Below are 20,286 nucleotides of genomic sequence, written 5' to 3'. Positions count from 1 at the left end.
TTTTATTATTTATTATTTTTTATTTTTCATAGTTGTAGAATAAGTTAATCCTTTTATTTTTTCAGGACTTGGTTTTCCAAAAGCAAAAGAAGCTAAGAAAGAACCTATTACGCCAACACCTATGATTATAAATGAAATCATAAATTCAAAGATTTTTGGTTTAGCATAACCGGGTATAAATTTAGTAAGCATGCCAGCAGGATCGCTAACATAGAATGCCACTATTACAGAAAGAGCAAATCCAACCCATACTGCTTTACTTTCAATTTTATCAAAGAATATACCTACCAAAAATACAGCAGCTATAGGACCGCCTAAAAGACCTGTTATAGCTTGGAAATATAAGAACATATCACTTTGACCATTAAATATAAAGTAAATAGCAAGTAATGTACTGAATATACCTACTATCCAGCTTGATAATCTAGCAAATTTTAATTTAGAAGCATCTTCCATATCAGGTTTGAAATATTCTAATATATCAGCAGTCATACAAGTAGAAACAGAATTTAAACTAGATGATACTGTAGATTGAGCCGCAGCGAATATAGCAGCTATTACAAGTCCGGATATACCAACTGGTAAAGCATTTACAACAAAGTAAGGAAGTATAGCATTACCATTAACATTTTCCGGTAATGTAGTTTTGAAATGGAAATAAATATATAAAGCAGAACCCATACCTATGAATATTATTACACTAGTACAAAGTAAAGGAACATTCATAAATAAACTTTTTTTAGCTTCATTTTCATCTTTGTTTGTAGCATATCTTTGAACTATATCTTGGCTGCCTACATAAGAATATATAGAGTTAACAAAACCGCCAACTATCATAACCCAGATACTTGATTTAGCTAAATCTAATGAGAAGAAATCAGGGCTTATGATTTTTCCATCATCAGCTAAAAGCTTGAATCCTTGACCTATTCCTTCAGGAGCAGATGAGAAACCTACTATAATTACTAAGAAAGCACCTAAAAGAAGTACAACTGTTTGTATGGCATCAGACCATAATACTGCTTCTATACCGCCCATAGATGTATAAGCAACACAGAATATTGATACTATAACTGTTATTAAAACAGGATTAAGAGTAGGAAGTACCTGCTGTATTGCCAATGTAGGAAGATAAATAACTATTGCCATTCTTACAACATGGAAAAGTATGAATGTTAAACTTCCGACAAGTCTGAAAGAATTATCAAATCTTCTTCCTAAATATTCATAAGCAGTAGTAACATTAACTCTTCTGAAGAATGGTACAAAAGTATAAGCAGCCCATAATACCATTAAAATAATTCCTAAAGGAGCCATACCAAGCAGCCAGCTGTTATTATAAACAGAAGCAGGTATAGCTATAAATGAAATAGATGATAAAGCTGTAGCATAAATACTCATAGCTGTTACCAAAGCAGGAACCCTTCCGCCAGCTTTGAAATAATCATCTGTAGATTTTGTTCTTCTAGCAAAGAACATACCAATTAAAAACATTACAACGAAGTATAGTCCGATGACTATCCAGTCAAACCAATGCCAAGCCATATAAGTTCTCCTATAAATAATATTGTTCACGTGAACAATTATAGTATAGTAAAATAAACCTGCATTGTCAATAAAATATAGAAATAAATTAAATTTTATAATAAAAAAATCAGAATTCTACAAAAAACATACTAAAAAGCATTTTTTTATTATTGAAGCCCACAATAATAATATAAAAAATCATAATTAAATAATAAAAATATTGATTTTTTGTTAAAAAATGTTAGTATTAGCTAACAATAACATTAATATTTTAAATGAACATATTATGAATGACTATATAGATATTTTAATAAAATCAGAAGTATTTAGTAATATAAATAAAGATGAAATCGTTAATATTTTGGAAGATTTAAAAGTAGAAAAGAAATCTTTTAAAAAATCAAATATAATAATAGATACAGGCGATATAATAGAAAATATATATATTATATTGAAAGGGAAAGTGGAAATCTCAAAAGAATATGATGACACTAGAAAAAACATTGTAAATATATTGACTCAGGGGGATATATTTGCTGAAGCATTCGCTTTTTCTACAAATAAAGTATCATCAATACAGGCTTTAGCATTGGAAAATACAGAATTAATTAAAATAAATATACAAAATATATTTAAAGCAAATGATAATAATATTAAAAATATGTTTCTTCATAATTTATTAAGAGTGATATCCGATAAAAATAAATTCCTAGCTTTTAAAAATGATATTCTAAGTCAGAAAAGTTTAAGAAGCAAAATAATAATATACATTAAATATATGGCTAATATACAAAAATCTAAAAATATAATTATACCATTCAATAGAGATAAATTAGCAGAGTTTATATCAGCAGACAGAAGTGCATTATCAAGAGAATTAAACAGACTATCAAAAGAAAATATTATAGAATTAGACGGAAACAGAATAAGCATTATAAATATAAAAAATTAACCTATACTGAAAATTTTTAAGTTTGTTAACTGATACACTTTATATAGAATTATCAACTTTTTTGCTGCACACGCTCTGCGGGCTTCGCCAAAGTTGCAAAAAACGCAATTACTATAACTTCATATTAAATATATACTTATTAAATATATGACATAACCTAAATTTAGACAATAAATGCAGGCTTTTTGGTTCTCGCCGCAGGCGGGCTTCGCCTGTGCCAACAAAAGAACAGGGGGGTGTTACGAAGTACGCAGAGCGGTGGGGCTAGTCCCCACAAATAATAAAAATAATAAAATAATTTTTGACAAAATATAGTTGTTTAGGTATATATTAAAAATTATTTATTCATAAAATCCAAATGCTTTTTTCTTTTTCTCACTTCATCGGCTATTTGTTTAATAGTTATTTTAGACATAGACTTTTCAAAATCAAGCCTTACATTATTAAACTCTTCACCCAAAACATCAAACATTGCACATCCCACAGGACAAACATGATTAGGTTCATGAAAATTAAAAAGCCCCCTCTCCTCCTCTGTAAATACGGCTTTATATATAGAAAGAAGCGTTATATCTTTTTCATCTTTTATAAGTCTGCTGCCCTTTTTATTAGTTTCAACTATTCCTGCATCCTGAAGTTTTAATAAAATCTTCCTTATTATAGAAGGATTAGTTCTTACACTTTTTGCTAGTAAATGGGATGTAGTGCCTTCATTTTCAAAAAATGCTATACACAAAACTATATGTGCTGCAACTGATAATTTAGTATTAATTTTCATAGTATTATAAATATAATCAAAAAATCATAATAGTCAATAAATATACTAAAATTTTTTAAGTTTGTCTATTTTATTCTTGTTCTTTTTCCAGCCGCATGCCTACCTAAAGATACTTCCTTCAGTCGCAAAAGAAGTGGGCTGCGTAAGCATGCAGAGCGGCGGGCAAAGCCATGTATATATTTAAAATTTAAAAAAATTATTTCTGACAGAATATAATTGTTTAGGTATATACTGAAAATTTTAATTTTAACGAATTTTCTAAGACTATGGAAAGCGGTACGAGTTTTACAATCTTCTTTCACAATAAAAATCGACACAATAAAAAATCTAGTATGCGTAAAAAACATACTAGATTTAAAACAACATCAATCCTTAAAAATCTCGATAATAATTGCAACTAAAAAGTTATGCTTGACTTTTTTAGATAAAGAACAGAGTTTATTTCATCAATTAGCATTCCTGCTAAAAAATATCAAAAACAAATGCAGCATAAATTTATTTAAATCATTTAGGCAGTTCTTTGCTTTAATAATTTTTATCACTGCAGAAGGAGGAATATTTTTTAAAAAATACTATCACGGAGGCGGTTTAATGTTAGTACGAAAATTGACTTATAAAAATATATTAGGCGGTATAGAATAATGGCAGAGTTAGAAAAGTTTTCGGCACTTTACGGAAAAATAGATTATCCTGCAGATTTGTTAACAATACCTTTTGAAGTGCTTGAATATAGAACTAGACTAGGATTAACAACAAGCGAGTTTGAGTTTATATGCTGGATATTTCATTTAGTAAATAAAGATTTTAATGAAATTAGAGATAAAGATATCAGCAGAAGATGTACAAGACAAAGAAAAAGCCTGCAGGCAAAAGGCTATTTAAAAATAAAAATAGCAAGAACATATAAAGACAAACGATGTATAAAAGTAGGATTAGTATATGACTTTACTAATTTGAAAAATAAAATTGAGGAGCTGAAAGAGGAAGATAAAAAACTTCAGGAACTCGAAGCTCCTGTTACTGTGATATATGATGAGCCTAGTTTGTTTAATGAAGATATAGACGAAAATCCAATATATCCTGCAAAACTTTTAACAGATGATAAAGAGATAAAAGAGCTTCAGCTTCAAAATGAGTTTTTAGAAAAGTTTAAAAAATTGTATGAAGAATTATTGCTTGAAAAATTAGATTATTCAGTGAGAGCAAGATATAAAAAAGAGATTCTAAATATTTTCAAGAATAGAATAAATAACAATATTGATGATATTTTAGAAACAGTAAAAATAAGATTTTTAAAACTAAAAAAATCAAACTCATTAGGAAGTCAGCCGTCTTTAAAACTTCAGGATTTAACACAGTATGCTTTATTAGAAACAGAAAAACAAAATAATACGAACAAAGAAAATAAAACTCAAAGCGTGGAAACACAGGAAACAAAAAAATACACAATACCAAGCGGAATTGATAAACTTAATTATTTATTAAAAATTATAGAAGAAAGAGGAAACCTAGATGATGCGTATTCACAAATTGCAAATTGCGGATAGCAGTTACTGTCTGCAAAGCTATAAAAAATATTTGGAAGAATTAAAATCAAAAGCAAGAGACGGAAAAGATCCGAACTGCACAAAATGCGACGAGTACGGATTTTTAAAAGTTTCAGATGATTTAAGTTTTTCAGGAAGACGATACAGCCTGCCTACTATGTGCGACTGCGTCAGCGATGAAAAAAGTAAAATATCAGAAAAGATAGAAAGAATTGATAACCTTATAAAAACATATAATTTAGTGTTTGGTACACTAGACAATGAAATGACTTTAGATATTTTTGCAGAAAGATTCAATCAAACTGAATTGATTAATTCTATAAAAAAATATTTGAATGTAGGAAGTACAATGTCATTATATTTCAGAGGTAAAAGCGGAACAGGCAAAACTACAATGCTTAAAATGTTATGGCAGATATACGCTATCAATAATATAAAAGTGATGTATATGAGAGCAAGCCATTTTGAAGATTTGCATAAAAACTTATTTAATCAAAATGCTAAGGATAAAGATATGAAATCTACTATTGATAAAAAAATAGATAATGCCAAAAATGCAGATATTATTATGATAGATGATATTGATAGCGTTGGCTTTCATTATGCTATAGATGGATACTATAAAATATTTGACAATATTAGAAGTGGAGAAAAAACAGTTATTCTCACATCAAATAAAAGCTATGATGATTTATTAAAAGGTTTAAATAAAAAAACTGATGCTGAATATATGAAAGGCAGACTAACAAGCAGACTTATAAATTTAAAAGTAGTAGATATAGAAATGCTGAAGTATAAAGAATTAATAACTGCTTAAATAGTCAAAATATTATTTTGATTATTTATATAAGATTTTATTAAAAGAGGAAGTTTATATGCTTAAAATATTAACAGATGATAGTTTATTTCTTATTGAAAAACCTATACGCATATATAAGCGAACTGATAATATTAATTTATTAGGAATAAAAGAAAGGTATTATTTAATAATTCAGGATGATAAAAAATACGAATTATTTATTTTATCTTCAAATGATTTAGAAGTAATTGATAGAGCATATAAAGAACTTTGTAATGAAATCATATATAGAGATAATAATATAAAAACAGATTTATTTTTTAATTTTACAAATTATAAATAAAGGAGATAAAAAATGACATATTTAGAAGAATTACATCAGCATTATATTAATACAAAAATAGTTATTTTAAAAGTTATATCAAATCAAATAGCTGAACAATATCCTGTATTAAAAGATGATATGGAGATTAAAAGAAACAGATTAGAAATTAATAATGATTTATGCAACTGCTATATAGATTTAGAAGATAGAGCATTTAAAATATGTATAGATGGACAGGCTCCATACTGTTATGAAGATTTTGAATCAGTGTTAACTGATATAGAAGATGAGATAGCTAGTAATGAATAATGCTATGTTTATAAGTTGTCAACAATGTTGATAACTTGTAAATAAGATGTTCAAAAATCAGGAGATAAAAAAGGAGTAGTGAGCGAGCTGCCGAGACTGTTTACAGGCTCGGGAATTAGAAAGCGAGGCGAACATAACAATGATGAGAAGTAATGAAAAAGCATATAAAAGATATAAAAGTAAAAAATGGCGTGCATTGAGAGAAAGTTTTTTAAATAAAAATCCGCTTTGTAAAAACTTTGCTGAGTGCCATAACTTTGCTGAACATGTAGACCATATAAAGCGTGTAGAAAGCGAAGATGATCCATTATTTTATGATAAAAATAATTTACAGGCATTGTGTAAAAGATGCCATAGCAGAAAAACAGCAAAAGAAGATGGAGCTTTTGGAAATAAAAAGAAAGATTATAAAGATTATTAAAAGGAGTAAATCATGGAAAAAGAAAACAAAGAATATATATATTTAGAAAAAGATGCATCAGAAGGAAAAGTATTAATTGATATAAATAATGTCAATGGTGAAGACATTATATATTTATTATCAGAGTTTATAGACTTTGTAAGTAAAAAAGAAGATATGCCTGCAAAAATATTTTTAACTATGATAGGTCTAGCAATAATTAAAAAAGAAGAATTAGAAAATAAAAGAGGAAATAAAGAATGAGAGAGCTAAACTTTATAGAAGATAACGGACTTTTTGGTATAACATTCAAATCTGATGATAAAGAAGAAGCCAATACAGTTATGAATGCTATACAGAGATTTATATCAAAAGTTAGTAAAAAAGAAACAAAAGAAAATATTGATTTTTCTATATGTCCTGTTGGAGAGTATGAAGGAACTATATGGATTCTAATAAATACTATTTCATTAAAAAAATATCTCTCGGATTATAATTTACCAGAAGGATATAGAAATAAAATTATTGAAGAATTAAAAAAACGAGGTGAATATCTTGATGATACAAATATAGAAAAATTAAAAGAACAAATAAAAGAAATATCAAAAGGTGAACAGTATACTATTTTAAGTGATGAGGCTTTAGAACAAATATCTTTATTAGAGAGTGAAATAAAAAAGATAGATAATAATTACAATGAAACTGCCAAACATATTTTACAAGGCAGAAAGGCTGGAAAAAGCAGAGAACTTGAAAATAAAATAACACAAGGCAGAAGACTATCAGAACTAACTCTTGAAGAATTGAAAGAACTGCAAAAAGTTACAATGCTTGAGAGGTATAAATTAGATATACAAGAAGAAATTAATAAAAGAAAAAATAAATCTTTTGAAGAAACATTAAAAGAAAACAATGAGATAATATCTTTTGGAGAAGATGAAGAACATTCTGATTATAAAATAGATGAAGATCCATTAAGTGTAGATACTGATAATATAAATAATTGGGATTTTGATGCAGATGGTGATAAGGTAGATGAAGACGGTAATAAAATGCTTTTTGATGATTGAGATTTATAAATGAAAGATACTATTATAATATTTGATAATACAAAAGAAAATCAAAGCATTATAAAAATCAAAGGCAGTTATGAGAATATTTTAATAGGATATACAACGCTTATATATCAAACTGCTATAAAAAGTAAGAAAAAACCTGAAGATGTTGTTTTGGATATATTATATAAAGTTAAAGATAATAAAGAAACTTTGTATAAATATATGAAAAAGAATAAAAGGAATAAAAAATGATTTGCTGTATATGTGGATTAAGAAAAAAGGAAACTGATAATGCTTTAATTCCATGTAAAATTACAATGAAAGTTAAAGATAAAAAATGCAAAACTAGATATAGAAAAGTTTTAAAAAATATATGCAGAAAATGTCTAAGTAAAGCATTCTTCAGAGGTATTCCAATAATTATTGATTTAGAAGAGGAAGATAATGAAGAATAAAGAAAAAAGAATAATATCACAAATATTCACTAGATTATTTTTCACTTATGAAAAAGATATAGTTGTGATGGAGAATATAAAAGAACAGTCTGTATCTTTTTATTTCTCTATAAAAAACTTTTATGCCAATGGTAAAAGCAGAGATTTTTGTTTGATATATGAAAAGAAAACAAAAAGATTTATTTTATATAGCAAAGGAAGTAAAAAATTATATTCAAGCAATTGTTTAAATGAAGTTTTATATTATCTAAAAAATGCTGCAAAAAGTAAATAAAAGAGATAAAAATAGATGATTAAAGCGATTATTAATTATAATGATGTAAATTATGAGTTTAGAAGAATGAATGACATTTTAGGAGTGTTAAAGCATCAATATGAAAATATTGATATAAGCTATAACAAAGTAAAGAAAAATGAACTGTTTGTAACTATTAATAGTGAAAGATTGGAGTGTTATCATAGTTTAGGTTTTTATATGCAGGCAGTAGAAAATATATTAAATGAGGAGAAAGGTATATGACTTTAAAAAATAAAGCTAATAAATATAAAGCTATTTATAAACGAATAAAAAGGCGTGTTAGATATGATTGGCATAAAAAGATAAGTTATAAAAAGGAATCAGATATTATGGCAAGATTAAAAATATTCATAAAAGTTGGTAAAAAATATCAATGCTTATTATTCAAGAGAGTTTCAAAACTCCCTAGAAAATTAGCATATAAAAATTTTTATAGTGAGACAGAGATATATAAATGATGTATGACTTTTTCTTCATAGCTTGGAATATATTAGGATTTATATTTTTAATTATCAGCATAGTAAATAAAAATCCTATTGGAAAAGCATTTTATTTACTTTGTTTCTTTTTATCGGACATAATCGGTATGCTTTTTTTAATAGCAGAAAAATTGAGTTAGGAGTTATTATGGCAGATTTTAATAATGTAACATTAATAGGAAGACTCACTTCTGACCCGTAGAGGAAATATACACAAAGCGGTATGGAAATTGCTGAGTTTAGTATAGCTAATAATTATTATGTAAGTACAAAAAATACTGCAGAAGTAAATTATTTTGATATATTAGCTTTTGGAAAATTAGCAGAAACAGCAAATAAATATCTTACAAAAGGGAAGCGAGTTGCTATAATGGGTACTTTAAGGCAGGAAAGATGGCAGGATAAAAATACAAATACTGCCAGATCTAAAGTGAGAATAATTATGCAGTCAATGCAGATGCTTGCTGATAAAAAAGATTCTAATAATACAGCAGAAAATAATTGTCAGGAAGATGAGGAAGAGGTACCGTTTTAATGAATATTACTAAGTTAATTGATACTTTACAATCATATAAAAACAAAGGATGTGATAGGGTTTTAATATCAAATGATCATTTTAGTTCAAGTCAATATGTACAAAAAATTGAATTGGACACAAATAATTCAAAGCAGATTAATTTGATAATAGATGAGGTTTATATATGCGATGCTATAAAGACTGCAAAAATATATAAAGATAATGATGAAACAATAAAAATATAGGAAAAATATTTATGATAGAGTACATTATTAATTCATATAATACTGATAGAGATTTATCAGATATAGATGTTTTACTAGATTTATTAATAGAATTAGAAACTTTAGGAGTTAAGGAAGTTTGTATTAATAATAAATATTTTAATAATCCAAAACAGATTATTGATATTTATAAAAAGAGATGTGTATCTGATGCTGTTTATTTATCAATTTTAGATATGGATTTTAATGAATCTGTTAATTTAATAAAAGGAGAAAAAGAAAAGGATAATATTAATTATACATATTCTATATAAGTTATAAAAGTTTATATTCTTTTCATATAAATAAAGACTAAAAAAATTGTAATAAGTCTTTAATTTATGGAAAGGTATAAACATGGCTTATAAAAACAATAATAAATTAATAGCACAAAATAATAATCAGGGATATGATGAGGAGGTGCCTTTTTAATGAATATCACTAAATTAATTGACAGCTTACAATCATATAAAAATTATATGGAAATAATAAAGATATAGGAATGGTATTTTGAATATAGACTCACTAGAAAATAACATAAAAAATATATTTCATAAAGATGAACAGCAAGAATTAAATTTTACTTATATAAAAAGAAATGGAAATTATATTATATATTTATATTATAAAAAAACAAAAATAATTAGTTATAATAATTATTTATTAACCATATATAAAATAAATAAGAAAGCTAAAACTAAAAATCAAGTGATATGTAATTATTTAAAAATGATATGTTTATCTAAATTAGAAATTTTAGAATCATATTTTAGATTATTGATTAATAATATAAAAAATAAATAAGATTGATTTATGGAAAAACTAGAATGCAGTTATTGCAATAAAAAAGAAAACAAAAATAGATTACTTCATGTAGATATTTATAGAGAATACAAAAAAGATGTCGTGGTATTAGGTAATTTTTATTTATGTTCAAATTGTGAAAATAAATTAAAAGATATTATTAAAAACTCCAAAAATAAATAATAGCTATGTATATTTAAAAAGTTATAAAAGTTTATATTCTTTTCATATAAATAAAGACTAAAAAAATCGTAATAAGTCTTTAATTTATGAAAAGGTATAAGTATGGCTTATAAAAAAAATAAAGAATTAATATTACAAGGCAATAATAATATAATAACTGAACAGCAGGCTGCGATTTTAGTAAAGCAAGCTAACTACTTGAATATACTTGACTATATGAAAGAAGAGCAGCTTATTAAACAGATAGATTATGAAACAGAAAAAGAAAACTTTTTTAAGCAATGTTCAAAAACAAAAAGCAATCACACAAAAAGACAGTATAAAAACGGACTTAATAAATTAGAGGAATACTGCAAAATGAATAATAAAAATATTTTATTTATTAAAGCAAGAGAAGCTGATGATTTTATAACAGAAGTTAATTCAAGCGAGCTTTCTAATTTAAGTATACGTGCATTAGTTTCTTCCTGCTCTTCTTTCTTTTCATTTTTAGAAAGAAGATATCCATTTATGAAAAATCCTTTTCGAGGTACAAAAACTCGTCCGCCTGTAAAAAATAAGAAACGTTTGGAAGTGCCAACTAAAAAAGAAATTGAATTAATAATTAAAGATATATCAGATCCGCTTATAAAAGTGGCCATCATTTTTATAATGGAATGCGGTGTGCGTGTTGGTGCTTTACCTAAACTAGAAATAAGAAATAACAAATATTATTCATATTCAAAAGGCAAAGAAATAAGCTGGAAAGTTACTGAAAAAGTTATTAAATTATTAAAACAGAATAATCTTTCTTTTAATAATCCTTTCAAAAATAAAAGCTCTGAAGTAATAAGGAACATATTTTATAGAAGTTCAAAGCGTTTATATAATCAAGGTAAAATAAAAGCCGCCTACTCTATACATGATGTAAGGCATTATTTTGCTGTTACTTTATATAAACAAACTAAAGATATAGAACTTATTAGACAGGCATTAAATCATAGTAGTATAGCTATAACAGGAATATACTTAAAAAGTTTGGAGGTAGAATAATGAAAAAAAAATTAATAGTTTGCAGATCCAAATATAAAGAATATAAGCTATTAAAAAGATTAGCTAAAGAAAATAATATGAGTGTACGTAAGTATATTAAAAAACTTATTTTAGAATATAGTAATTAATATTGTTGTGATAATTTATATTATCGCAACTATTTATATTTTTATATTAATTAAATAAAATAATGGAATATTTGTTCAAATTTATATATTTCATAATCACTAAATATATAATATATTAATCCTTTACTAAAAGTCGTAGATTTATTTACAAGTTTAGAAAATATTTTCATATTTTCTAAAGCTATATCATTATTTTTTATTTCATCTATAATTTCTGGTAATTTTGAAATATTTGTTTTATTAGTAAACTCTGTAAATTTATATATAAAATTAGAGATAATATCAGATATTTGAATCATTGGATTATTAATAGAATCAACAAAACTAAAGTTGTATTTGTTCTTGTAATCTGGATATATATCATTAATATATTTAATTATATATTTTTCATTATCAAATATATGAACTGATTTTTCATATAAACGTATTTTGTCTAAATACATTTCATAAAATGGATCACCATTTTCTTTAATATATTCATTATGTGTAAGATATAATAAATTTCCAGTTTTTTTTACACACTTAAGTAATCTAATAATTGTATTATAACATAATTCCAAAATACAATTATCATTATATTTAGCATAATAGTATGTAATATCTATATTAGATATATTTTCTTCTACTAAGAAACTTAACTCATCTGCAAAATTAGATATATCATTAATGTTTATATCTGGATAATTGAATCTATTAAAAAAATCTATAAATGCATCAATATTACTTATTACAATCATATATAATAGTGATTTTAATTCTCTACTATAGTCTGCGTAAAGTATATCATTATATTCTTTATATTCTTCTTCATAAGTATTAAATGAGTCATCTATTATATCTGCTAAAAATAAATATAAATTATTTCTAATACTATAATGTAAATATAAATTATTATCATTAATAAACTTTAATATATAATTTAGTTTTACAGATTTTATTAATGTCAAAAAATCTTTTTTTATAATAAAACTTGATTTAAGTTCTTTTTGATTTTTTTGTTTATTGAGAGTAATACATAAATCATCAAATTTATTATTAATATCAATATCATTATAATCTATAAACATAACACCAGATAATACAAAGCAGTTAAAATAATCAACATTGAATTTATCTTTTTTTAGTATAAATTTTCTGCAATTTCCACTTTCATCATAAAAAAAAGTATATTTACCATCTGTATTATTAATATTAAATGCTTTTTTTACTAATTCTATTTCTTCATCCATTATAACACTCCAAAATATTAATACTATTATAAAGCATAATTTGGTATAGCATTCCAAGTTCTGCCTTGTAATATTCTACCATTTTTCTTTTTATTAACTCCACCCCATTGTTTAAAAAAGAATGCTGTTTTAGATTTTTTACATGCTTCTTTTATATTTAGTATCCAATTTTCTTCAATTGGTCTAGCATTAGGACCTGATTCGCCTCCAACTATTGCCCAATCTATTCCTGTTAAATCTATATCATTTATATTTTCTAATAATGGTTCAAAAGATATAAATTTAACATGAGATTTTACTTTTAATAAATCATTCATTCTATATAATACTCTATTATTTTCTATTGTAACACCTAACCATATATTCTTTGTTAATGTTACTTGTTCTATAATTTTTAGCATATTTTCTGAACGTTTAGTTAAAACTTGAAAAGTATGCTGAGGACATCTATTCATAGTATTAAATATTCTTTTTATAAAATCGATTGGTATATCTTCATGAAATAGATCACTCATAGAATTAACGAATATCATTTTTGGTTTTTTAATTTTTTGAGGTTCATTTACCATGTGTTCATGTATAGTAACCTCAAACTTATTTTTATAATTTTCTACTCCCATATTATAAAGTCTATTAGCCATTTTTTCAGCATAGCAATTTAAACAGCCTTCACTTATTTTTGTACATCCTGTAACTGGATTCCATGTATCTTCTGTCCATTCTATTTTTGTACTCATTTATTATAAAACCTCTATTTTATATTCATCAACTTTGTGTATATTAGTAGCAGCATGACTTATTTTTCTACCATTAATTGGAATAAGTTTTACTTTTTTATCATTTTCCATTTTTTTTATTAGGTCTTTAAAAATAACAGGCAAACATCCATTTTTTAATGCATACTTAAATCCTTGTATATTTGTAGTTATACTTTTATTATATATTTGTTCTTCCAATTCTTTTAAAACTTTTTCAACTATATTTTTAGATTGTATTCCTAAAAAATTAAAGTCTTCATAAATGTTATGATTTGATGCTCCTGCTATATTATCATGCTTCCAACATACTTTTAAAAATTTTTCAATTCCCAAAGTATGTGACGATCCAAACACTAATCCATAGTAGTTAGAACCTTTTTTAAATGAAAAACCATGAATATAACATTCCATATCTTTTGGTATTAATTCTTTATAATATTTTACAATTTCTAAATGTATTTGTGAATATTTAACTTCTTTTATACTATCTTCTATATTGATATATTTTTTAATAAATTCATGAGCATGAAACCTTTTTAAAATAGATGATGATATAAAAAATATAAAATCAGTTTTTGGCTTATCTATTAATAGTTTAAAAACATCATCATTAACTTCTTTAATGCCATATTGATCTAAAAATAAAAATTTGGCTATATCCTTATTTTTAAGAAATTTATCCATTTTATCTGTAAAAAATATTTCTTTAAAAATATTATTTCCAGTTTTTATATTTAATAAACATTTATTAATTAGACAATCACTTTTACATTCATTCATGAAATTATCTATATTTTCTTGAAGTTTTATATATTTATCTTTATCTTTTTCATTAAACATAAAAACTATATCTTTTTTCTTATTATATTTACAAAATTTTTTAGCTTCATTTAATAAAGCTAGAGGAGATCCATATATTCCGTCCGCATCTGTACCACTTCCAGCAAAAAAATCTATAATAAACAATTTATCATTATTTGGAGTCATTAAAAAAACAGGAAACCATTCATCAAAAAAATCAGATAATATTTGTAATTTTAATTTTGTACTTTCTGGAAATGATGTTTGATTAATATCTTTTGTCATTATATAAAACCTCTTTATTATATATTGCGATAACCTTTATTATCGCAACACCATTTTAACTTAAAATCATATCTAAACTATTTAATAATTCTTCAATATTATTATATTGCTTTATATGATGTTCCCATGTCAATTCATCTGTCCAACTACATCTAAGTTCATCATCTATTATTAGACATTTTAAAAGATTAGAATTAAATAATAAAACAATATCATTATACCTTACAATAATATTTTTTATATTATTACTTTCTTTATATCTATTTTTTATAATATTTTCTAGTTCTTTTAATTTATTGTTTCTTAAATTAAAAGAATTAAATAATAATCTATTATAATAATTTCTTTTAATAATATTCTCTACAGTATCACTATCTTTTATAATATTTTCTAATTCTTTTATTTTTTTATTTTTAATATCTATCATTATATATTTAATTCTTTTAATACAGCATCTCTAATATATTGAGATACACTAACATTATTCTGCTCTGCTTTTTCTTTTATTAGGAGCTGTTCTTTTTCACTAACACGCATATATAATTTAATGTCAAGCCTATCTTCTGTCTTTCTTTTCGGTCCAGAGTTAGCTCTAGCTCCTCCCCAGCTATTTTTTTTATTATCCATTATTATGACCTCTTTTCAATAAAAGAACTAATACTACTATATTAAGTGATAATGATACTACAGATAATATTGCATTTACAGTTGTTAACATCTTGACAACTCCTTCATAATGTATATAATATTAACTATGGAAGTCAGGAGCCAAGTCGGCTAACTTAGCTCCCTTTCGTGACTAATAAAAATTATTTTTTAATTTTTATTAGCTTAACCACAATTACGATAAGTGTCAGGATATCAATAATTGTAGCTATGAAAGTTAAGACTTCCATAATTACCTCCTTCATTTCTTTAGGATTAATTATATTATACTATAATCTTGAAAATTGTCAATACTATTCAATTTTTTTATTTAATTAAAAGATATTTTTTATTAGTTATAAATTATATTATTTTATCATATTGTTACTGATTCTTTTTAAGAATTGTATAAATTATATAAATTTAGTATAATTTTTTTAATATAAATTATTAGTATTAGTTGTGGAGTTTTAGAATTATGAAAATATATTTAGATCAGAATATTATAACTAGATTAGACGGAAATATATTAGATAAAATACAACTTTCTAGAAAAAAAGGGTATAAATACTTTTACTCTTTTGGACATATTTATGACTTGTTATCAGCTGAAGAAATATATTGGTTAGATGAGTTAAAAAAAATAGAAAGAGTTACCGATAATAATATGGTACGCATCATTGAAAATAAAAATAAATTAATTCCATATAATGTTTTTCCGACATCTCATATTGAAAAAATGAAATGTAATCAAAATGATATACTAAATTATAATATTTTTGATATTAATAGTATAGATGACTATATATTAAAAAAGTTTAATATAAGAGATATAGAAATTAGGAACAAATTGGTAATTTCTACAAATAATATGTTAAATATAATGAAATCTTCAAATGATTACAAAGATTTAAGGAATAAATTAAAAACAGAAAATGTATCTTTAGATGAATTTAAATATATTTTAAATGAAACTTCAATAAAAACATTTAATAATAATATGATGGCAATAATGTCAAGTATATACGATTTTATAGATATATTAGATGAAAATTATGATAATCTTAAAGAAAAATTAAAAATGAATATTAAAAATATTAATGGGGATTTCTATCATTGTTTGCATGCTACATACTGCGATTATTTTGTAACAAATGATAATAAGTTATTAAATAAAGCAATTTTTGTATATGATTTAATGAATCAAGATTTTATAAGAAAAAAAATAAATATAAATTACATAAAAACTATTTCTATAAGCTTAAATGATTTTGAAAAAATATTGTATCAATTAAAATAATTATATAGTAATTAAATTATATATTTTTTATATATTATTAATTAATAAGGGGTGGGTAAAATCTCTACAGGTTTTCAATCGGTGCAACGAGTGGGGAGTCTTTTATGCATGGCGATAACTTTTTTATTAGGGGGTACTGAGAAAATTAGTGATATTATAATGTGAATACACCTTCACTTTCATAAATACTTTTCGTATCTTCAAAATGATTTTTAATCACTCTATGAAGAGCCATAATAGAGGCTACAACACCATCTATTCTTTTATATGATCTTCTTCTGTCAGGTTTTATAGGAAGATAATTATCTCTACCATCAGTTTTTACTTCACAGCAGCTTATCATCCAATTAAGAACAGCATTATTACCATGTAAAAGTTTTCGTTCATCTATAGTTTTTTCAAATAAAGAAGTTCCTTCAGATAAACCTCCGACAGCAAAAGACTGCCTAACCTGTTCCATTTTGAAGCCTTCGCTTTCTAAGTGTGTTACTATTTCAATAGCCTTCCAAGGATCATAAGCTATTTCTATAATTTCAAAATCTTTCGCATCATTTAAAATTGAAGATTCTATAACATCAAAATCTATTATATCACCGCTTGTTAAAGTAATTAAACCTTGAGAAGCCCATAATTCATAAGGTACTCTGTCCTCTTTAGAACGCTGCCTAATATTTTCTTGAGGCATAAAGAATCGTGGCAGAAGTATATATGGACCATTATCAATAGAATCAAAACATAAAACATAGGCTGCTATATCTCTTGTAGTTGCTAAATCTAAACCGATGCAGGCTTTCCTGCCTTTTAATTCATTTATATTTATATTTTGATGTGAATAAGATTTAAGCCACCTGTCAGAAGAAATCCAAACCTCGCTTGCCTGTGTCCAAACATTCAAGTTTTTTGTAAGAATATCTGTTCTTTGAATAGGTTTATCTAGTCCTTCTAAAAGCCTAGATTTTAGGTAACTGTCTTTTACAGAAACATTTATATTAGGATTAGCTTGAAAAATAATTTTATTTATTAATTCTTCCTGCTTTGAAACATCTTCATTTTTATTTAATTTTTCTTTATATTCAGACATAAATACCCAAATATCATTGATGTTATCAGGCTCGTATATTATAGTAAAATACTCATCATTATTTAATGAACCTTGTAATACTTGCTTTGCATATTCATATTCAGAAAAACATACTGAAGATTTATCAAATCCAGCCGTACTGATTATAAATACAAGCGGCTGCCTTCTCGCTCCCATTCCAGATTCAAGAACATTTAATAATTCATTATCAGGATGTGCATGATATTCATCGACTATAACTAAATGCGGATTTAATCCATCTTCAGTGTTGCTGTCCTGTCCAAGCGGTTTGGATTTTGAGGCAGTATCTTTTTTCTTTGTAATTGTAGAAGTTTGTTTATATGTAATCGCTTCTTTATTAAGAGCTTTTGCTTTTCTTATTTGTCTTTCGCTTTCACTCCATGCAATTTTCGCTTGATCTTTTTTAGTAGCTATATAATATATTTCGACTCCAGCCTCTGCAGGACTGTCGCAGAAAAAACAATAATTACCAATTCCAGATGCAAAAGTAGTTTTTCCATTTTTCCTGCTAACTTGAACATAAGCCTTTTTAAATCTTCTTAAATTATTTTCCTTTCTCCTCCATCCAAATATGCTTGCTATTATAAACTGTTCCCAAGGCTCTAGTATAATATTATGATTTGCCCATTCCCCTTTCGTATGTACTAAAGATTGAATAAAAGTAATAGGACGTTTAGCTTCGTTCTCATCAAAATAAAAAGGATAATCATTATTTTTTGATTTTTCTATATCGTCCAAATGCCTTTTCACAGATAAAAAAGCAGCTTGACAGACTGGCAATTCTTTATTTATAACTTTATTGATATATTCTTCATAGGTATAAATCATATTTAACCATTTATCATTTTTTCAAGAAGATTATATTATTTATTAATTAATAATTTTAGATAAAAGATATTATTATACATAATTTTAAACTTCATATTAAAGTAAAATTAATACGTTAATTTAGAATGAGTACCAATTATAAGTTTTCCTATTAGATTAGATGTTTCATCATCAATAGGATATTTGTAAGTTTTTCCATTAAAATTATACATTATTTGAACATCACCATCTTTAAACATAGAAATAATTTTTTGTTTCTTGAAAGAATTAAAAAGTATAAGGTTGAGTTCCATAATCAATAAATAATTAGAATGTTTCATATAAGATGCACTAAAAGTTACTAAAAAATCATTATTAAAAAAATGAACTTCATTTACTGATTCTGTAAGTTTGATGTTCGGATAAAAAAGCATATTGATATCTACTGTTTCATTATCAATTTCAGCAATATATTCTCCTTCTAGTACTATAGTATTAGTTTTATTTTCATTATACACATAATATATATCTGCAACACTAGAAGCATTTTTATTATTATCTTCTGGATAATAAGATTTTAAATATGCATCGGCAATTTTTTTATCTACAGTAATTGCATAGCATAAAAAAGTATTAAAAATAATTAATACTATAAAAATAAATATCTTTTTCATATTATGCCCTTTATTTTTTATAGTATATATAATTTTTTTATTTATTCAACATTTAATTTAATTAATTTTCATTAAGCATTTTAGAAAGTATATCCTCATCTTCTATAGTTTCAGGTGCAGGAACTTTCTTTTTGGAAGCAGGAGTTAAACCGAACTCAGTAAGCATTTTAGTATATGCTGTTATAGCTTTATGATATGCTAAATATTCTCCCATAGTTTGAGAGTTTTTACCTGCCAAATATCCAGCTATAGAACCTCCTTCATTAATCATAGCTTCATAAAGATTCATAGCATCACCATAATGCAGGCATAAAAGTTCAAATGCTGATAAATCGGCATCTCCAAGCATATTTTTTTCAGTAAAAATAGGAGCAAGCTCTTTCCATTTTTTTAAAGAATACCCACAAAAATATTCTGGTGGATTTGGTATTTTCGCTTTATGCGTGTCTTTGGCAGTGGCTTTTTTAGCTTTATTGGGCATTTATACTCCTAATAGTATATTTTAGTTAAAAATATATATTAATAATAAGTAATATAATTATATAATGCTTATATTTCCTTATATTTTTTTATATATTATATGTCTTTAATAAAAAATATAGGGAATTATATAAAAAAATGGCTATTTCCTGATTTTAGCCATATAGATGGAAGTAATTTTTTATCAATTCAAAATGATAAAACTCTATCAGCAGTCAATCCTAATACTGCTTTAACTTTCTCTACAGTATTTGCATGCGTGAGAGTTATAGCAGAAACAATAGCAACTTTACCTCTTTTTGTATATAAAATAAATGGAAATAATAAAGTAAAAGCTAAAGATCATTCTTT

31 protein-coding genes and 2 pseudogenes are annotated in these 20,286 nt (G+C 24.9%); 23 read left to right on the top strand and 10 right to left on the bottom strand.

The genetic code is table 11. From position 1 onward, the window contains the following. Nucleotides 1-12 precede the first annotated feature (12 nt). A complete protein-coding gene (locus tag Q0K19_RS01870; protein WP_297244937.1) occupies nt 13-1,545 on the bottom strand; it encodes a sodium:solute symporter in 1,533 nt (510 codons plus the stop codon). A 268-nt stretch (nt 1,546-1,813) separates the two neighbouring features. Between Q0K19_RS01870 and Q0K19_RS01865 the strand changes: the two genes are divergently transcribed. Further along, entirely contained in the window at nt 1,814-2,479 is a 666-nt protein-coding gene (locus Q0K19_RS01865) for a Crp/Fnr family transcriptional regulator (RefSeq protein ID WP_297244936.1), read from the top strand. A 337-nt stretch (nt 2,480-2,816) separates the two neighbouring features. Here Q0K19_RS01865 and Q0K19_RS01860 read toward each other — a convergent pair whose 3' ends face one another. Continuing rightward, nucleotides 2,817-3,257, bottom strand: a complete 441-nt coding sequence (locus Q0K19_RS01860; RefSeq protein ID WP_297244935.1) for an Rrf2 family transcriptional regulator — start codon at nt 3,255-3,257, stop codon at nt 2,817-2,819. Nucleotides 3,258-3,898: 641 nt separating this feature from the next. Between Q0K19_RS01860 and Q0K19_RS01855 the strand changes: the two genes are divergently transcribed. The 20 genes and pseudogenes from Q0K19_RS01855 to Q0K19_RS01760 all read left to right on the top strand — a co-directional run bounded on the left by Q0K19_RS01855 (nt 3,899) and on the right by Q0K19_RS01760 (nt 11,854). Then, complete coding sequence (locus Q0K19_RS01855) at nt 3,899-4,804, top strand: hypothetical protein (protein WP_297244934.1); 906 nt, start codon at nt 3,899-3,901, stop codon at nt 4,802-4,804. Then, the gene (locus Q0K19_RS01850; protein ID WP_297244933.1) at nt 4,770-5,621 is read left to right on the top strand and encodes an AAA family ATPase; all 852 of its coding nucleotides are present in this window, start codon (nt 4,770-4,772) and stop codon (nt 5,619-5,621) included. Before Q0K19_RS01855 ends, Q0K19_RS01850 begins: the two co-directional genes overlap by 35 nt. Nucleotides 5,622-5,679: 58 nt before the next feature. Continuing rightward, nucleotides 5,680-5,946: a hypothetical protein gene (locus Q0K19_RS01845; protein WP_297244932.1), complete on the top strand. Its 267-nt coding sequence runs from the start codon at nt 5,680-5,682 to the stop codon at nt 5,944-5,946. A gap of 12 nt (nt 5,947-5,958) precedes the next feature. Further along, nucleotides 5,959-6,237 carry a hypothetical protein gene (locus Q0K19_RS01840; RefSeq protein WP_297244931.1) on the top strand — a complete coding sequence of 93 codons (279 nt, stop codon included), beginning with the start codon at nt 5,959-5,961 and terminating at the stop codon, nt 6,235-6,237. 142 nt (nt 6,238-6,379) lie between these two features. Then, nucleotides 6,380-6,658, top strand: a complete 279-nt coding sequence (locus tag Q0K19_RS01835; RefSeq protein WP_367172113.1) for an HNH endonuclease — start codon at nt 6,380-6,382, stop codon at nt 6,656-6,658. Between the two features lie 12 nt (nt 6,659-6,670). Next, the gene (locus tag Q0K19_RS01830; protein WP_297244929.1) at nt 6,671-6,901 is read left to right on the top strand and encodes a hypothetical protein; all 231 of its coding nucleotides are present in this window, start codon (nt 6,671-6,673) and stop codon (nt 6,899-6,901) included. Further along, nucleotides 6,898-7,707 carry a hypothetical protein gene (locus Q0K19_RS01825; RefSeq protein ID WP_297244928.1) on the top strand — a complete coding sequence of 270 codons (810 nt, stop codon included), beginning with the start codon at nt 6,898-6,900 and terminating at the stop codon, nt 7,705-7,707. The genes Q0K19_RS01830 and Q0K19_RS01825 overlap by 4 nt, the downstream gene beginning before the upstream one ends. Before the next feature lie 9 nt (nt 7,708-7,716). After that, nucleotides 7,717-7,947, top strand: coding sequence for a hypothetical protein (locus Q0K19_RS01820; protein WP_297244927.1), 231 nt, complete (start codon nt 7,717-7,719; stop codon nt 7,945-7,947). Next, nucleotides 7,944-8,150, top strand: coding sequence for a hypothetical protein (locus tag Q0K19_RS01815; RefSeq protein WP_048596018.1), 207 nt, complete (start codon nt 7,944-7,946; stop codon nt 8,148-8,150). The genes Q0K19_RS01820 and Q0K19_RS01815 overlap by 4 nt, the downstream gene beginning before the upstream one ends. Then, nucleotides 8,140-8,424, top strand: a complete 285-nt coding sequence (locus Q0K19_RS01810; protein WP_297244926.1) for a hypothetical protein — start codon at nt 8,140-8,142, stop codon at nt 8,422-8,424. Before Q0K19_RS01815 ends, Q0K19_RS01810 begins: the two co-directional genes overlap by 11 nt. 15 nt (nt 8,425-8,439) lie before the next feature. After that, nucleotides 8,440-8,670: a hypothetical protein gene (locus Q0K19_RS01805; RefSeq protein WP_297244925.1), complete on the top strand. Its 231-nt coding sequence runs from the start codon at nt 8,440-8,442 to the stop codon at nt 8,668-8,670. Then, nucleotides 8,667-8,906, top strand: a complete 240-nt coding sequence (locus Q0K19_RS01800) for a hypothetical protein (protein ID WP_297244924.1) — start codon at nt 8,667-8,669, stop codon at nt 8,904-8,906. Before Q0K19_RS01805 ends, Q0K19_RS01800 begins: the two co-directional genes overlap by 4 nt. Continuing rightward, nucleotides 8,903-9,067: a group-specific protein gene (locus tag Q0K19_RS01795; RefSeq protein ID WP_297244923.1), complete on the top strand. Its 165-nt coding sequence runs from the start codon at nt 8,903-8,905 to the stop codon at nt 9,065-9,067. The genes Q0K19_RS01800 and Q0K19_RS01795 overlap by 4 nt, the downstream gene beginning before the upstream one ends. An 8-nt stretch (nt 9,068-9,075) precedes the next feature. Next, nucleotides 9,076-9,462: pseudogene (locus tag Q0K19_RS01790) on the top strand (single-stranded DNA-binding protein). Further along, on the top strand, nt 9,462-9,689 hold the full coding sequence (locus tag Q0K19_RS01785; RefSeq protein ID WP_297244922.1) for a hypothetical protein: 228 nt from the start codon (nt 9,462-9,464) through the stop codon (nt 9,687-9,689). The pseudogene Q0K19_RS01790 and the gene Q0K19_RS01785 overlap by 1 nt, the downstream one beginning before the upstream one ends. Before the next feature lie 11 nt (nt 9,690-9,700). Continuing rightward, nucleotides 9,701-9,982, top strand: coding sequence for a hypothetical protein (locus Q0K19_RS01780; RefSeq protein WP_297244921.1), 282 nt, complete (start codon nt 9,701-9,703; stop codon nt 9,980-9,982). Nucleotides 9,983-10,217: 235 nt separating this feature from the next. Continuing rightward, the gene (locus Q0K19_RS01775; protein ID WP_297244920.1) at nt 10,218-10,511 is read left to right on the top strand and encodes a hypothetical protein; all 294 of its coding nucleotides are present in this window, start codon (nt 10,218-10,220) and stop codon (nt 10,509-10,511) included. 9 nt (nt 10,512-10,520) lie between these two features. Further along, nucleotides 10,521-10,694, top strand: coding sequence for a hypothetical protein (locus Q0K19_RS01770; protein ID WP_297244919.1), 174 nt, complete (start codon nt 10,521-10,523; stop codon nt 10,692-10,694). Nucleotides 10,695-10,796: 102 nt separating this feature from the next. Further along, the gene (locus Q0K19_RS01765; protein WP_297244918.1) at nt 10,797-11,726 is read left to right on the top strand and encodes a site-specific integrase; all 930 of its coding nucleotides are present in this window, start codon (nt 10,797-10,799) and stop codon (nt 11,724-11,726) included. Continuing rightward, nucleotides 11,726-11,854 (top strand): hypothetical protein, encoded by a 129-nt coding sequence (locus Q0K19_RS01760; protein WP_297244917.1) that lies wholly within the window; start codon nt 11,726-11,728, stop codon nt 11,852-11,854. Before Q0K19_RS01765 ends, Q0K19_RS01760 begins: the two co-directional genes overlap by 1 nt. 50 nt (nt 11,855-11,904) lie before the next feature. Here Q0K19_RS01760 and Q0K19_RS01755 read toward each other — a convergent pair whose 3' ends face one another. Genes Q0K19_RS01755 through Q0K19_RS01735 form a run of 5 tightly spaced genes read right to left on the bottom strand, consistent with a single transcriptional unit; the run spans nt 11,905 to nt 15,554 of the window. After that, complete coding sequence (locus tag Q0K19_RS01755; RefSeq protein WP_297244916.1) at nt 11,905-13,083, bottom strand: DUF3800 domain-containing protein; 1,179 nt, start codon at nt 13,081-13,083, stop codon at nt 11,905-11,907. A 26-nt stretch (nt 13,084-13,109) separates the two neighbouring features. Then, nucleotides 13,110-13,820 (bottom strand): DUF5131 family protein, encoded by a 711-nt coding sequence (locus Q0K19_RS01750; protein WP_297244915.1) that lies wholly within the window; start codon nt 13,818-13,820, stop codon nt 13,110-13,112. A 3-nt stretch (nt 13,821-13,823) separates the two neighbouring features. Continuing rightward, nucleotides 13,824-14,927 carry a three-Cys-motif partner protein TcmP gene (gene tcmP / locus Q0K19_RS01745; protein WP_297244914.1) on the bottom strand — a complete coding sequence of 368 codons (1,104 nt, stop codon included), beginning with the start codon at nt 14,925-14,927 and terminating at the stop codon, nt 13,824-13,826. Nucleotides 14,928-14,982: 55 nt separating this feature from the next. Beyond that, on the bottom strand, nt 14,983-15,354 hold the full coding sequence (locus tag Q0K19_RS01740; RefSeq protein ID WP_297244913.1) for a hypothetical protein: 372 nt from the start codon (nt 15,352-15,354) through the stop codon (nt 14,983-14,985). Then, a complete protein-coding gene (locus Q0K19_RS01735) occupies nt 15,354-15,554 on the bottom strand; it encodes a DUF6290 family protein (RefSeq protein WP_028328975.1) in 201 nt (66 codons plus the stop codon). The genes Q0K19_RS01740 and Q0K19_RS01735 overlap by 1 nt, the downstream gene beginning before the upstream one ends. Nucleotides 15,555-16,050: 496 nt before the next feature. Between Q0K19_RS01735 and Q0K19_RS01730 the strand changes: the two genes are divergently transcribed. After that, nucleotides 16,051-16,872 carry a hypothetical protein gene (locus Q0K19_RS01730; protein WP_297244912.1) on the top strand — a complete coding sequence of 274 codons (822 nt, stop codon included), beginning with the start codon at nt 16,051-16,053 and terminating at the stop codon, nt 16,870-16,872. Between the two features lie 154 nt (nt 16,873-17,026). Here the strand turns inward: Q0K19_RS01730 and Q0K19_RS01725 are convergent, their stop codons facing one another. The 3 genes from Q0K19_RS01725 to Q0K19_RS01715 form a co-directional block, all read right to left on the bottom strand. Beyond that, nucleotides 17,027-18,799 (bottom strand): terminase large subunit, encoded by a 1,773-nt coding sequence (locus Q0K19_RS01725; RefSeq protein ID WP_367172112.1) that lies wholly within the window; start codon nt 18,797-18,799, stop codon nt 17,027-17,029. 110 nt (nt 18,800-18,909) lie between these two features. Continuing rightward, nucleotides 18,910-19,455, bottom strand: coding sequence for a hypothetical protein (locus Q0K19_RS01720; protein ID WP_297244910.1), 546 nt, complete (start codon nt 19,453-19,455; stop codon nt 18,910-18,912). Nucleotides 19,456-19,516: 61 nt separating this feature from the next. Next, nucleotides 19,517-19,936, bottom strand: coding sequence for a P27 family phage terminase small subunit (locus Q0K19_RS01715; RefSeq protein WP_297244909.1), 420 nt, complete (start codon nt 19,934-19,936; stop codon nt 19,517-19,519). Nucleotides 19,937-20,035: 99 nt separating this feature from the next. Between Q0K19_RS01715 and Q0K19_RS01710 the strand changes: the two are divergent. After that, nucleotides 20,036-20,286 (top strand): annotated as a pseudogene (locus tag Q0K19_RS01710) (phage portal protein); the annotation flags it as partial.

Origin of the sequence: uncultured Brachyspira sp. (genome assembly GCF_944393015.1) — a bacterium.
In the GTDB taxonomy this organism is placed as follows: Bacteria; Spirochaetota; Brachyspiria; order Brachyspirales; family Brachyspiraceae; genus Brachyspira.
The sequence above is the reverse complement of the archived record's forward strand: the minus strand, read 5'-3'. Positions and strand labels throughout refer to the sequence as shown.

Excerpts from the sequence above, each read along its gene's own strand:
- Q0K19_RS01830 (WP_297244929.1), top strand. The coding sequence starts at position 6,671 with ATGGAAAAAGAAAACAAAGAATATATATATTTAGAAAAAGATGCATCA.
- Q0K19_RS01720 (WP_297244910.1), bottom strand. The coding sequence starts at position 19,455 with ATGAAAAAGATATTTATTTTTATAGTATTAATTATTTTTAATACTTTT.
- Q0K19_RS01780 (WP_297244921.1), top strand. The coding sequence starts at position 9,701 with ATGATAGAGTACATTATTAATTCATATAATACTGATAGAGATTTATCA.
- Q0K19_RS01730 (WP_297244912.1), top strand. The coding sequence starts at position 16,051 with ATGAAAATATATTTAGATCAGAATATTATAACTAGATTAGACGGAAAT.
- Q0K19_RS01850 (WP_297244933.1), top strand. The coding sequence starts at position 4,770 with ATGATGCGTATTCACAAATTGCAAATTGCGGATAGCAGTTACTGTCTG.
- Q0K19_RS01735 (WP_028328975.1), bottom strand. The coding sequence starts at position 15,554 with ATGGATAATAAAAAAAATAGCTGGGGAGGAGCTAGAGCTAACTCTGGA.
- Q0K19_RS01810 (WP_297244926.1), top strand. The coding sequence starts at position 8,140 with ATGAAGAATAAAGAAAAAAGAATAATATCACAAATATTCACTAGATTA.
- Q0K19_RS01755 (WP_297244916.1), bottom strand. The coding sequence starts at position 13,083 with ATGGATGAAGAAATAGAATTAGTAAAAAAAGCATTTAATATTAATAAT.
- Q0K19_RS01835 (WP_367172113.1), top strand. The coding sequence starts at position 6,380 with ATGAGAAGTAATGAAAAAGCATATAAAAGATATAAAAGTAAAAAATGG.
- Q0K19_RS01795 (WP_297244923.1), top strand. The coding sequence starts at position 8,903 with ATGATGTATGACTTTTTCTTCATAGCTTGGAATATATTAGGATTTATA.
- Q0K19_RS01825 (WP_297244928.1), top strand. The coding sequence starts at position 6,898 with ATGAGAGAGCTAAACTTTATAGAAGATAACGGACTTTTTGGTATAACA.
- Q0K19_RS01760 (WP_297244917.1), top strand. The coding sequence starts at position 11,726 with ATGAAAAAAAAATTAATAGTTTGCAGATCCAAATATAAAGAATATAAG.
- Q0K19_RS01750 (WP_297244915.1), bottom strand. The coding sequence starts at position 13,820 with ATGAGTACAAAAATAGAATGGACAGAAGATACATGGAATCCAGTTACA.
- Q0K19_RS01870 (WP_297244937.1), bottom strand. The coding sequence starts at position 1,545 with ATGGCTTGGCATTGGTTTGACTGGATAGTCATCGGACTATACTTCGTT.
- Q0K19_RS01800 (WP_297244924.1), top strand. The coding sequence starts at position 8,667 with ATGACTTTAAAAAATAAAGCTAATAAATATAAAGCTATTTATAAACGA.
- Q0K19_RS01805 (WP_297244925.1), top strand. The coding sequence starts at position 8,440 with ATGATTAAAGCGATTATTAATTATAATGATGTAAATTATGAGTTTAGA.
- Q0K19_RS01815 (WP_048596018.1), top strand. The coding sequence starts at position 7,944 with ATGATTTGCTGTATATGTGGATTAAGAAAAAAGGAAACTGATAATGCT.
- Q0K19_RS01715 (WP_297244909.1), bottom strand. The coding sequence starts at position 19,936 with ATGCCCAATAAAGCTAAAAAAGCCACTGCCAAAGACACGCATAAAGCG.
- Q0K19_RS01785 (WP_297244922.1), top strand. The coding sequence starts at position 9,462 with ATGAATATTACTAAGTTAATTGATACTTTACAATCATATAAAAACAAA.
- Q0K19_RS01840 (WP_297244931.1), top strand. The coding sequence starts at position 5,959 with ATGACATATTTAGAAGAATTACATCAGCATTATATTAATACAAAAATA.
- Q0K19_RS01765 (WP_297244918.1), top strand. The coding sequence starts at position 10,797 with ATGGCTTATAAAAAAAATAAAGAATTAATATTACAAGGCAATAATAAT.
- Q0K19_RS01770 (WP_297244919.1), top strand. The coding sequence starts at position 10,521 with ATGGAAAAACTAGAATGCAGTTATTGCAATAAAAAAGAAAACAAAAAT.
- Q0K19_RS01845 (WP_297244932.1), top strand. The coding sequence starts at position 5,680 with ATGCTTAAAATATTAACAGATGATAGTTTATTTCTTATTGAAAAACCT.
- Q0K19_RS01740 (WP_297244913.1), bottom strand. The coding sequence starts at position 15,354 with ATGATAGATATTAAAAATAAAAAAATAAAAGAATTAGAAAATATTATA.
- Q0K19_RS01855 (WP_297244934.1), top strand. The coding sequence starts at position 3,899 with ATGGCAGAGTTAGAAAAGTTTTCGGCACTTTACGGAAAAATAGATTAT.
- Q0K19_RS01820 (WP_297244927.1), top strand. The coding sequence starts at position 7,717 with ATGAAAGATACTATTATAATATTTGATAATACAAAAGAAAATCAAAGC.
- tcmP (WP_297244914.1), bottom strand. The coding sequence starts at position 14,927 with ATGACAAAAGATATTAATCAAACATCATTTCCAGAAAGTACAAAATTA.
- Q0K19_RS01860 (WP_297244935.1), bottom strand. The coding sequence starts at position 3,257 with ATGAAAATTAATACTAAATTATCAGTTGCAGCACATATAGTTTTGTGT.
- Q0K19_RS01865 (WP_297244936.1), top strand. The coding sequence starts at position 1,814 with ATGAATGACTATATAGATATTTTAATAAAATCAGAAGTATTTAGTAAT.